A 12,411-nucleotide genomic window follows, 5' to 3' on the forward strand; every position below is an offset into this window, starting at 1 on the left:
TATTTTCTTTTAAGAATTCAAGCTTCTGGATTGATTTCCGAGTTTGCTGTTTTTGTATCCATAAGCGAAATAAATTACCAATCCAATAGCAAACCATAGTCCAAACCAGAACCAGTTTTCGTGGCTCATTCCGGTTAATAGATAAAGACAAGAACTAAGGCCGATTAATGGGATTAATGAAAGATTTTTAATAAAAGTAAGTACGCACAAAGCGAGATTAAAAACGATGAAAACCAATATTGCAAATCGGAATTCGCCGTCTTTTGGATCACTGATATTTGTTAACTGATGGAAAAATTCTGGTTGATAAAAATAAAAAAATACCAACCCACCGATGAATAATAGTGGGAAAATAAATTTACCGTTGATGTAAGGCAGATGAAATCTTCCTTTGATTTTTTCTTTATTTGGCAGAAGCAAAACACCACCACAAACTAGTACAAAAGCGAAAATGGTCCCGATACTTGTAAAGTCCAGAATAAAAGATTTATCTGTAAACAGGATAGGAACACCAACTACAATTCCTGTAACGATTGTTGCAAAAGAAGGTATTTTCTTGGTAGCGTGTACTTCCTGAAATTTCTTTGGCAAAAGTCCGTCTCTAGACATTGCCATCCAGATTCTAGGTTGTCCCATTTGAAAAACTAAAAGTACGGTTGTGATTGCGACAATTGCGATTAATGAAACGATGAATTCCATCCACGGAATATTAAGATTGCTCTTGTCGAAAACAAAAGATAAAGGATCTCCAATTCCGTCAAACTTTCTGAAGTCGACCAAACCTGTCAGAACCAAGGTCAGAACGATATAAATAACGGTACAAAGTCCTAATGAGATTAACATTCCCCGAGGAAGATCACGCTGAGGATTTTTGGTTTCTTCTGATAAAACTGAAATTGCATCAAAACCTATATAGGCAAAGAAAACACCCGAAACAGCAGACATTACACCAGCAAATCCATTCGGCATAAAAGAGCCTACATTAGTTCCGGCAACGGTAGGAAACCAATTGCCTGTATTCACATAACTGACGCCGACTGCGATCACCAAAAGGATTACAAACAGTTTTAAGATTACAAAAAAGTTATTAAAATTCTTACTTTCCTTGATTCCCTGATAACAAAGCCAGGTGATTAATCCGTTGATGATTAATGCAGGAATGTCTAAGATGATCTTCAATCCACCAATAACCGGAGCAGATTTCCAAGCGTTGATTAATTCAGGATTCATGGAATTATTGAGGACAGCTTTCTTAGCTTCGGAATAGCTACAGGTAAAAAAATCAGGAATATGAACCCCGATTCTTTCCATAAAACTGGTAAAATAATCTGACCAGGAAAATGCAACATAAATGTTCCCGAAAGAGTATTCCATAATCAGCGCCCAGCCGATGACCCAGGCTATCAGCTCTCCAAAACTTGCATAAGCATAGGTGTAAGCACTTCCTGCAGTTGGAATTCTACTCGCAAATTCTGCATAACATAAAGCGGTGAAAGCGCAGGCAAAACCACAGATCATATATAAAATTATAACGCCCGGTCCGCCGCGGAAAATAGCTTCCCCCAAACTACTGAAACTTCCGGCTCCAATGATGGCTGCGATTCCAAAAAATACAATGTCCCAAGTTCCAAGAACACGGTTTAGTTGACCTTTATCTGAATTTTCTGTGTAATGTTTTCTTCTGAAAAGTGAGTTTATCAAAGCTGTAGATTTTATGAAAGTAACAAATGTAATGAAAATACATGATTTTGTTAAAAATTTGTTAAACGAAAATTATTTTTCATAGGGATTTGATTTTGCAGTTTGGGATTTCAAATACTATCAAGAACTTTTCAAAAATTAAAACCCCAAACAAAATCAAACATTGCACTAATTAAATTCCCATAAATAATATCTTTTCGCTATTTTCGTTGAAAATGAAACGAACTTTGCCGAAGTAATGAAACTTCAGCTTGGTTTTTAGAAAAAATTCTATCAAGGATGAATTCAAAAAAAATAATACTGGCTTCAATGATCTCTTTATATGGGATTTCCGAAGCACAACAATCTCAATATTTTACAAAGAACGAAGATTATCATTTCGGTTTGGCAGATAATCTCTATCAGACCAAAATCTACAATGCTTCTCAATACGAATATTCCAAGCAATATTTTTATAATAAGAATCTCAGCAATTCCAGAAAAGAAGCTTCTGCGTTTTTCAGTAATGTGATCGGTGTGATTCTTCAGCAGCAATATGCAGAGGAAGGCTTAAATGCTTTTATGAAGGAATATCCGAATTCGGCTTATTTTGCGCAGGCAAACGGGCCTTTAGCAGATTATTATTTGGCTAAGAAAGATTTCGAGAAAGCGTTGGAAACTTTACAGAAGATCAATCAATCGCAGTTGAGCCGTGAGGAAAATACGCAGCATATTATGAAACTGGGTTATGCCAAATTTATGACCGGCGATTCTGCAGGGGCGATCGAGGCTTTGGAAGAATCTTTCAAATCGGCGGACGAGACCAGCAAACCAGCCATTTCTTATATGTTAGGGCATTTGTATTATGCTGACAAACAGAATGATAATGCATTTATCTATTTTGACCAAATTAAAAATAATGAGGAATACGCACATCTTGTAAAGCCTTATTATGTTCAGATGTATTACAATCAGAAAAATTATGATTTGGCAATTTCGGAAGGAAATGATATTTTGAATAATGGAAAAACAACAGCTTATGATACAGAAATCCATAAGATAGTTGGCGAAAGTTATTTTATGAAAGGCGATTATCAGTCGGCTTATCCGCATTTGAAATTGTTCCTTAACAAAGAACAAACACCTTCTGAATCTGACCTTTATGAGATGGGATTTGTTTCTGCTCAGTTAAAGAAAAATGATGAAGCGGTTGGATATTATAATCAATTGATCAACAGCAATTCTCCGTTGGCTCAGAATGCCTATTACCAATTGGGAAATGCATATCTGGAAACGGGTAAAAAACAGGAAGCTTTGTCGGCTTATCGTAATTCGTCCCAAATGAATTATGACCCGAAAGTTCAGCAACTGGCTTTAGAACAATATGCAAAGTTGAGTTATGAACTGGGAAATCCATTTGAGAATTCATCAAAAGTAATCCAGAGATATATTGATAAATATCCGAGCGGTGCAAAAACGCAGGAAATGAAATCGCTTTTGGTTAAATCTTATTTGTATTCCGGAGATTATAAAGCGACTTTGGAAGCACTGGGAAAACTTGACCAGAAAACGAACGAGACCAAAAAAATAGAGCAGGAGGTTTCCTACCTTTTGGGTTCTGAGGAATTCAATAAAGGGAATTTTGACGTCGCTGAGACTTACTTCAAACAAAGTCTTCAATACAATCTCAATAAAGATTTTTACAAGAAAGCGCAATATTGGTTGGGTCAAACTTACTATCAAAAAAGCGATTACAAATCGGCGATTGCAACTTATACAAAACTCGAAAACGAAACGGCAGAAGGTTTCCCTGAACGTGAACAATTGGATTACGATTTAGGTTATGCTTATTTCAAATCTAAGGATTTTGCTTCGGCTCAGGAATATTTCAAAGAATATCTGAGATTCCCGAAACAGGAATTCAAAGCGGATGCAGAATTGCGTTTGGCTGATACGTATTATGCTAAAAATCAGTTAAATGAAGCTTTAGAGATTTATAACAAAACTGAGAACGCGAGCGATTATACATTATATCAAAAATCTTTGGCTTTAGGTTTCAAAGGTGATACGGTTGCAAAAATTGCGGAATTGAAAACCTTGATTTCAAAATATCCAAACTCTGAATATGTTGATGACGCGAATTACGAAATCGCGACTGCTTATGCTCAGAATGATGATTTTAATAATTCAAATTCTTACTTCGAAAAAGTTATCAAATCAAGTCCGGACAAAGATCTGGTTGCAAATTCCCAAATCTACAGAGCTCAAAATTACATCGATCAAGATCAAACAGATAAAGCAATTGCTGAGTTCCAGATTTTAGCAAATCAATATAAAAATACAGCGTTTGCGGATAAGATTGTTGCAGCTTCCAAACCTGCTTTTGTGAAAAAAGGCGATGTTGCGGCTTACGAACAATTTGCAAAAGGTCTTAATGTAAAAGTGGATAGTTCGGAGATCAATGAGATTAATTTCAATCTGGCGCAAGAAAGTTTTGCTAAGAAAGATTATGCGAAAGCCGTTTCTTATTACGAGAAATATCTGGATCAAAGTCCGAGTGGTGACAATCTCTTCAAATCTCAATATGAGTTAGGCGAAAGTTATTATCAGTTAAAACAAATTGACAAAGCGATGTTGCCGTTGCAAAATGTTGCCGATTTCCAGAATGATTATCAGCAGGATGCGCAGGTTAGATTGGCTCAAATTTACATTTCTCAGGATAAAATTGCGGATGCTAAAAAATATCTGGAACAAGTTGCCAACTCAACGAATGTGAATATCAAAAACTTTGCGTCGGTAGAATTAATGAAAATCTATGCAGACGAAAAGAACTTTGCAGAAGCTGAAAAATTTGCCAATGCCGTGATCTCAAACTCGAAAAATTCTGCAGCAACATTGGAACAGGCGAAAGTCATCAAAGCTAGAAGTCTGATGCAACAGTCGAAAGATAAAGATGCGCAAACAGCTTACACGGCTCTTGAAAAATCTTCTAATACAGAAGTTGCAGCAGAAGCTCTTTATGCAAAAGCCTTCTATCAAAACAAAGGAAAAGCCTTCAAATCGTCCAATGAAACTATTTTCAAGTTAGCAAATAATTATGCCTCCGAAGAATATTGGGGTGCAAAAGCTTTGGTGATAATGGCGAAAAATTATCTGGCTTTGAAAGATAATTATCAAGCGAGTTATACTTTGGACGAGATCATCAATAATTATGGTGATTTTCCGGAAGTTGTAGCGGAAGCGAAGGAAGTGAAAGCGCAGATTAAGAAGTAAATAAAAAGGTTACAAATTTTTAAATCAATTTTTACCCAGACCCTAAAGGGAGAATTGATTTAAAAATTTCATTAAAATTACTCCCTTTAGGGTTGGGGAAATAATTTTGATGAAATTTTAAAAAATAAAAAATAAATGAACAAACTGAAATATATCGCCGTTCTGGCATTTTTAGGAACTTTTGGAATTTCGGAAATCGGAGCTCAGATCAAAGAAGAGCAATTGATCCTGAACAGAAAACGTGAACCTGAAGTTAAGAAGATTGAAAAGAAGAAAACGTCTGTGATTCAGGAGAAAAATTATCCGCCTGAAAATAAAAAGAAGGAAGATTCTATCAATCTGAAATATGACATCGTGAATGTTCCGCCGGTTTCTGACTTCAAAACAACTGAGATCCAGAGTGAAGATATTTCGCCAAAATTCTCTAATGATTATCAATCTAATTATTTTAGATTGGGTTATGGAAATTACGGTAAGTTTTTAGCGGATGCGAATATCTCAGGAAAAGTTCAAGACAATGTGGAAGTAGGAGCGGACGTTCATTATCTATCGACGACCGGACTGAAGAAATATTACGATTGGGATTCTAAAAACAGCAAGGCTAATATTGGTGCGTATGCGAATATCTACGCGGAAAAAGGGAAATATAATCTGGATGTGAATTACGGTTTTAATAATTATAATTACTACGGAATCTATGCTTTAACGCCAGAAAGTTCTGATTTGGATCTGCAGCAAAAAGTAAATAAATTTGGTGTAAATGCTTCTTATGACCATTATTCCAATGAAATCTTGAATAATGTAAAAGTGAGGTCTTATTTCTTAAGCGACCATTTTGATGCAAAAGAAAGTTATGCGGATGTAGAACTTAATTTGTCGAAACACGATTTTGCAATCAACAACGAAATTACGGCAAACGGCGATTTGGGAATCGATCTGGAAACTGTAAATTCTAAATTTGAGTTGCTAAATCAAAACAATTCCAACCAACTGAATTTCACTTTGTCACCAAAAGTCACTTTCTACAAAGGCGAATCTTATTTGTTGATCGGTTCTGATTTTAGTTTCCTTAATTCTAAATTATCAGATATTAATACTGAAAATAAGGGAAGCAAATTCTATTGGTTTCCGAGAGCAGAAGTTTTGGTTGCAGCAGCGGATGAATTCAAATTCTATGGAGGAATTGACGGTGGTTTGAAGCTGAATACTTACGGAAATCTTTTGGAAGAAAATCCATTTCTGATTTCAGATTTGCTTTTAACTCCGACAGAAAATAAATATCATTTCTATTTTGGTCTTAAAGGTGACATCGACCAGATGTTCAAATATGATGTGAATGCAGGCTTCAGCAAAGTGAATAATGCGCAGTTTTTTGTCAATAATAACTTATTTGATTCTAATATCAATGCAGAAAGAAAAGGCTATGACTACGCCAATACTTTCAGTTCTGTTTATGATAATGGAACTTTGATGGAAATTAAAGGCGATCTGCAAGCGTTTCCGATGGAAAATCTTGTTGTGGATGCAGGTTTGCATTTTATGAAATATAATTTGGACAATCTGGACGAAGTCTATTATAAACCTTTGGTGCAATTGAATCTGGGTGCAAAATATACGATGCTGGAGAAAAAATTGGCACTTGGTTTCAAAGGATATTTTGTAACAGACAGAACTTCAAATGCTTTCAGTATTCAAACAGACGGATTCAATCCTAATGTTTATACTTCTACCGAAAACAGAAATGAAAAAGTTGGTGGATATGCTGATATAAATCTCTCTGCAGAATACAAGTTTCACAAAAATTTCAGTATTTTTGCACTCGGAAATAATCTTCTGGGCGCCAAATATCAAAATTACTTGGGTTACAAAGTTTTGGGAGCACAGGTTTTGGCCGGCGTGAAGATTACGTTCTAAAATATAAATGGCTGCGTAGTTCAACTGGATAGAATATCAGATTTCGGCTCTGAGGGTTGGGGGTTCGAATCCCTTCGCGGTCACTTTTAAAACTAAATAACGCCAATAGAATCTATTGGCGTTATTTTTTTATTTTCAAAGCAATTTTGAATAATGATAGTGTCATTTTTTATGGTTGACCGCTTCCGCCAGCTGATCCGTAGATCTGACCTGTTGCAAAACTACCATTGTTATCTGCTAACTGTACAAATATCGAAGCCAATTCTGCAGGCTGTCCAGGCCTTCCCAACGGCGTGTCACCACCAAATTTAACTAGGTTTTCCTGTGTCTGGCCACCACTTACTTCTAAGGCAGTCCAAACCGGCCCCGGAGCAACGCCATTTACCCTAATGCCTTTTGGTCCCAACTGTTTTGCCAGCGATTTTACATAACTTGTCGTTGCTGCTTTTGTCTGTGCATAATCATAAAGATCAGCAGATGGATCATAGGCCTGAACAGATGATAATCCGATAATGCTGGAACCTGGTTTTAAATAGGCTAAAGCCGCTTTGGTAATCCAGAATGGAGCATAGATATTGGTTTTCATTGTTCTGTCAAAATCTTCTGTACTGATGTCAAGTATAGATTCATTTGATTTTTGATGACCGGCGTTATTAACTAGAATGTCGAGACCTTCCAGTTGGCTGGCAGCTTCGGAGACGAGCCTTTGACAAAATGATTCATCCCGGATATCTCCTGGAATTGCTACTGCTTTCCGGCCGGCTTTTGTAATGAGATCGACCACTTCTTTTGCATCCGATTCTTCTTCGGGTAGATAATTGATTGCAACATCTGCACCTTCACGGGCAAAAGCTATTGCTGCAGCACGCCCGATACCGGAATCACCACCTGTAACTAGAGCTTTTCGACCATTCAGTCTTCCTGATCCTACATAACTTTCTTCCCCGTGATCCGGGACAGGATCCATTTTACCGGCTAATCCTGGAAAAGGTTGAACTTGTTTGTTGAAAGGCGGTTTTGGATGTTTTGTAGTTGGATCTTCCAGGTGGGATCCGCCTTCGTTTTTAAAAGATTCTTCCTGTTTTTCCTGATCATTAATTGATGCATCAGGATTTATAATATGAGCCAATTTGTCGATTGCTTCTCTTCTTGTGATTTGGTCGTCCATATGAATAATATTTTGTTGATTGTTTTAAATCTGTTTTTTACTGAATGATTATTAATTTTAAATAACCCTGATTAGTAGATTACTCATCTTCTTTTATCGATAAGACCGCTTCAAAGCTTAAGCCAAAACTAAGAATCTATACAATTAATATTTCAGGAAAATAATGTTCCTATGACAAAAACAAAAAGACAGAGAAATATTTCTCTGTCTTTAGTCGTTGATTAATCTGCACTTGTCTTAATCATTTTAAAAAAACCTCAACTAATTATTTTTAATTGTTTCTGATAATGATGTTATAATCTGTTGGCGCTGTTTGTCATTAAATCCACTTAATATAAATTTTAAGACGTGGGTTTTTTCGGTTGCTGTATTATTGCTTTTTAAAGTTAGATAAATAATATTTCCCTTGATATGAAAATCCTGTAGAAGGTTTACCGGAAATTCCAAAACAGGTGATTTAAAACTTTTGGCAAGCAGCGGATGTTTTTTCACAATGGTAATCACATAGCCTGAGTTCTCGAATTCTTTGTAACGCAGCGTGTATAATAGTAATACTATAAGTAGCATCAATACAATCAGGATGGTACTTATTACATCTATCTTTTTTATGATCATAAAATCAAATATCATAACCGCCACGATGACCGGAATGCTAAATATCAGGCATAAACCTATGGCTTCTATATTCTTTTTGTTGCTTACTTTCATGGCACAGATACCGGGCAGAAAACACAATTAGTTATATGATATCATCATAAAAATAACTGCCAGGCTGATACTAGGTGATAATGTTATAGTTTATTCAAAAATGACAAATGATAATCAAGTTGACAGATACAACTGTTTTTCTTGTTTAATAAAAAAAGAAGCCTCCAAGAATATTTCCTCATCATTTGCTTTTTTGTTTTTTATGATTGAGGCTTCATTTAATTATTAAATTTCGTTTTGAGACAGAAGCAAGAAAATCAAAATTATTCCCAAAATCATAGCAAATTATATCTCTGTCTTTGTTTTGCGAAAATACCATTTCATAAAACTGTTATCCAATCTTAGTAAGATTCGAATTCAGGAAAATGAACCACTATAAAAATCGTTTTAAAGAGCTGTAAAGTATTATGAATCAAGGATTGTCAATATAAAAACCTTTCAAATAAATATTCGGTAAAAAAGTGTAGGATAACGCCCTAAAACTATCTGTTGGTGTAGGTTTGTAATCGTTATAATATAAAAATGTAGTATGAAAAATGTAGAAAGTCTCAATTTTTCCAGGACATCGGTTTGATTATCTCCTCACTTTATGAAAAAAAACATCATTTTTTTACTTCGCTTTCAGGTGTTCCAAAAATTGCGACGGAGATACTGAAGTAACTTTTCGAAAAGCTGCTGCAAATTTGCTCTGCGAGGAAAATCCTGCTTCTTCGGCTAGTGTAGATATTTTATATTTGTGATACTGAGGATCGCTGCTTAGTTTTTCAATGATGTATCCGATGCGGAGCTCATTGATATAATTGGTGAAGTCTTTCTTTTTATAATTGTTCAGAACATAAGAAAGATACTTTGTATTGGTGCTGCAATATGATGCCAGATAGGGCAGAGAGACCGCACTCTTGATAAACAGTTTTGACTGTTCAAATTTATCCAGCTTTATCAGTATTTTTTTCTTGGTTGCGGGCGTCATCATTGACTGATTTTCCACAGTCTCAACAGCAGCATCAATATGATATCCTGCAGGATCATCGTTTTCAAAATCAATTACCGGCATTTCGGATTCTATTACTTTGGACTGTTTCGTTTCGTCTAAAATCTTTTTAATCGTTTCAAAATTTTTCTTCTGGCGGTTTCTGTAAATTAAAAAATAAACGATACCACAAAAAAGGATAAGCAGTGCTATCTCGAGTATTATACTTTTGTTCTCTGTTTCTTTTTGAATGATTTCATTTCTGTTTTTAAGACCCGAGTAGGAATCACTAATAAATTTTGAAGATTTGTCTTCAATTTTTTCAACTACAGAATCCTGCTTTAACTTTGTTTCCTGTAGGTTTTTTATATCGTTTACTAGTGCATAATACTGTTGGGAAGTACTGTAAATTTCCTTCTTCAGACTCAGATATTTCGATTCCTTTGCCAAACTCTGTGACTCGTCTATATATTTCTTTGCTTTTTCTGCATTTTTCTTAGAGATGTAGACTTGGGCAATTCCATTGAGGACAAGCGCTTTAAGATAGTTATCCGGCATCTGAACAAGCTTTTCGAGTGCCTGGTTATAATAGACCAATGCTTTGTCGTCATCTTTAAGATGGTAATAATTCAAACCCAAAAGCTGGTCATTATTGGCCATTAGAAAGGGATTGGTTTGTCCGCTCAAATCAAAATACCTGTTAGCTTCCTTAACGAAAGATATTGATTTTCTGTAGTCTTTCATTTCGATCTCGTAATAGGCTTTTTCCTGCATTACAAAACCCATCGTTTGATTGACAATTCTTGGATCATTAATTTTTGCAATAGATTCCAGCGTTTGATTGATGTACTTTTTGGATTCTTTTACAAGTTTTAGCTGTCTGTATTGTGAAGCAAGAAATCCGGATATTTTGGCTTTCCAGATGTAATCTTCTGAATCTTTGAGGATCGTTTCAGCTTTGGAAGCAAAATTTACGGCTTCTGTAATCTCTCCAACTTGTTGAAGCAACGAAGCGGATAGCATAAGACTTTTTGCCTGAAAACGAGGCGTTTCAGAAATATTAAATAAAGAATCTGCTATTTTTAGAGCTTTGGTAAAATCTTTTTGGGAAACTTCGAGATAAGTTTTCGTATAGATCTTATTATATTCTTCCGGATTTTGGGCGCTTATTTGAGAATAAAAAGTGATAATTATGAAAATTAAAAAACTAAAAAGACCTCTTTCTTTGTTTCTCTGCATTGGCTTCATAGATGATAATTATTATTTTATTCAAATTTAGGAAAGATGTTTGTACAAACTAAATTTTAATTCATTTTCATATATAATTTACAATCTATTACCATTCAATAAAAAAAACAAATCCTTGATTTAATGAAAAGGATTTGTTGATGTAGTATTTTAAATGCTTATTTTACCAAGTTGTTAATATAGTGTTCCAGATTTGTATAGCCTGATTGAGTTATAGCAGCTGCATCTTTTGCGTCTATAGCATTCAGTTTGTTCTTATTTTCCCAGTTGTCAGGTATGCCATCCGCATCTGTATCTTTTAGTTTTGAAATTTCTTGCTTTACTTTCGGTTGTCCACCGGCATCAGCCTCAGTTTTAAAAATCTGACCCTTCTTACCGAGACTTTTGAAATAGCCGATAATCCGCTTATCTACTGCATCCCTTTTTAAGGAAGAGCCTGCTTCCGCCATTACTATTTTCCAGGCATCATTTGCCGCACTGATTTTAACACTGCTTCTTGATATTGCTGATGGTTCTTTCACCAAGGTTGCTGTTTGTTTGATAAAATCTTCATCAGTAATCAACCGACCGTTTACTTTGCCATCTTTGTTAAGGTCTGCATAATTATCTTTATGATAAACATGATCTGTAGGCGTGAACATACTTAAGAAATCGTTGGTTGAACTTGGTCCGGCGATAAAATAATTTCCAACAATATCCTGATAATGATCTGTCGCCGAATGCCCGCCGATAAAAGCACTTTTGCCCCAGTTGTAAACTACATTATTAAGGTATTCAATTTTTGCTTTTGCTTTTGGGTTACGGCTTTGGTTTCCTGTCCATAAACTATGATGAACCGTTATATCTACAGGATTTTCTAATAAGGCTCCAAAACGCTGAGGATCTATCCCTTCACCAATAAGGCAATATTGCAGGGTAATATTGGTACTATTTTTTACATGCAGATTATCCCATCTTCCCCATTCTATGGAAACGTGGTCAAAGATAATATCCTTCAGATCATCCGCTACTACGGTGCAGGCTCCTTTAGGCATATCAATGCTTCCCCTGAATCTGATATATCTTACAATACTGTTACCACCAAAAGAAACGCCGTTGCCGTAAACAGTAATGCCGGATCCCGGTGCGGTTTGTCCGGCGATGGTGATTGTGGGTGCAGCTGCAATCTTTTCTTTGATTTTGATAACCCCTGCAACATCAAAAACAATAGTTCTGCCGGACTGGCTCACCGCATCCCTGAATGATCCTGCGCCCGTATCATTAAGATTGACAACATGATAAACCGTTCCGCCACGTCCGCCTGCCGCAAAACGCCCGAAACCTTCAGCTCCGGGGAAAGCCAGTTGCTGTGCATAAGTTAATCCGCAGCCAGAACTTAATAAAAATAAGGAAAGATATAATTTGCGATACATAGTATGATTTGATTATAGTTAGTTATGAGCCCAAAGTC

At 35.8% G+C, this 12,411-nt stretch carries 7 protein-coding genes and 1 tRNA gene; 3 read left to right on the forward strand and 5 right to left on the reverse strand.

All coding sequences use genetic code 11. The features are described 5' to 3' along the window. Positions 1-9 precede the first annotated feature (9 nt). On the reverse strand, positions 10-1,698 hold the full coding sequence (locus ACFJGY_RS09480; protein WP_379970155.1) for an APC family permease: 1,689 nt from the start codon (positions 1,696-1,698) through the stop codon (positions 10-12). Positions 1,699-1,980: 282 nt separating this feature from the next. Here ACFJGY_RS09480 and ACFJGY_RS09485 point away from each other — a divergent pair, with 282 nt between their 5' ends. The 3 genes from ACFJGY_RS09485 to ACFJGY_RS09495 all read left to right on the forward strand — a co-directional run bounded on the left by ACFJGY_RS09485 (position 1,981) and on the right by ACFJGY_RS09495 (position 6,950). Beyond that, on the forward strand, positions 1,981-4,953 hold the full coding sequence (locus ACFJGY_RS09485; protein WP_379963254.1) for a tetratricopeptide repeat protein: 2,973 nt from the start codon (positions 1,981-1,983) through the stop codon (positions 4,951-4,953). A 135-nt stretch (positions 4,954-5,088) separates the two neighbouring features. Then, a complete protein-coding gene (locus tag ACFJGY_RS09490; protein ID WP_379963255.1) occupies positions 5,089-6,867 on the forward strand; it encodes a TonB-dependent receptor in 1,779 nt (592 codons plus the stop codon). A 9-nt stretch (positions 6,868-6,876) separates the two neighbouring features. Next, positions 6,877-6,950: transfer RNA gene (locus ACFJGY_RS09495), tRNA-Arg, on the forward strand. Positions 6,951-7,036: 86 nt separating this feature from the next. Here the strand turns inward: ACFJGY_RS09495 and ACFJGY_RS09500 are convergent. From ACFJGY_RS09500 to ACFJGY_RS09515, 4 genes are all read right to left on the reverse strand, one after another. Then, positions 7,037-8,035 (reverse strand): SDR family oxidoreductase, encoded by a 999-nt coding sequence (locus ACFJGY_RS09500; protein WP_379963257.1) that lies wholly within the window; start codon positions 8,033-8,035, stop codon positions 7,037-7,039. 261 nt (positions 8,036-8,296) lie between these two features. Beyond that, positions 8,297-8,743: a hypothetical protein gene (locus ACFJGY_RS09505; RefSeq protein ID WP_379963259.1), complete on the reverse strand. Its 447-nt coding sequence runs from the start codon at positions 8,741-8,743 to the stop codon at positions 8,297-8,299. 610 nt (positions 8,744-9,353) lie between these two features. After that, positions 9,354-10,952 (reverse strand): helix-turn-helix domain-containing protein, encoded by a 1,599-nt coding sequence (locus ACFJGY_RS09510; RefSeq protein ID WP_379963261.1) that lies wholly within the window; start codon positions 10,950-10,952, stop codon positions 9,354-9,356. A 167-nt stretch (positions 10,953-11,119) separates the two neighbouring features. Beyond that, on the reverse strand, positions 11,120-12,373 hold the full coding sequence (locus tag ACFJGY_RS09515; RefSeq protein WP_379963263.1) for a hypothetical protein: 1,254 nt from the start codon (positions 12,371-12,373) through the stop codon (positions 11,120-11,122). Between the last annotated feature and the right edge of the window lie 38 nt (positions 12,374-12,411).

This window comes from Epilithonimonas sp. UC225_85 (assembly GCF_042695135.1).
Classification (GTDB): domain Bacteria; phylum Bacteroidota; class Bacteroidia; order Flavobacteriales; family Weeksellaceae; genus Epilithonimonas.

Excerpts from the sequence above, each read along its gene's own strand:
- ACFJGY_RS09485 (WP_379963254.1), top strand. The coding sequence starts at position 1,981 with ATGAATTCAAAAAAAATAATACTGGCTTCAATGATCTCTTTATATGGG.
- ACFJGY_RS09490 (WP_379963255.1), top strand. The coding sequence starts at position 5,089 with ATGAACAAACTGAAATATATCGCCGTTCTGGCATTTTTAGGAACTTTT.
- ACFJGY_RS09500 (WP_379963257.1), bottom strand. The coding sequence starts at position 8,035 with ATGGACGACCAAATCACAAGAAGAGAAGCAATCGACAAATTGGCTCAT.
- ACFJGY_RS09505 (WP_379963259.1), bottom strand. The coding sequence starts at position 8,743 with ATGAAAGTAAGCAACAAAAAGAATATAGAAGCCATAGGTTTATGCCTG.
- ACFJGY_RS09510 (WP_379963261.1), bottom strand. The coding sequence starts at position 10,952 with ATGCAGAGAAACAAAGAAAGAGGTCTTTTTAGTTTTTTAATTTTCATA.
- ACFJGY_RS09515 (WP_379963263.1), bottom strand. The coding sequence starts at position 12,373 with ATGTATCGCAAATTATATCTTTCCTTATTTTTATTAAGTTCTGGCTGC.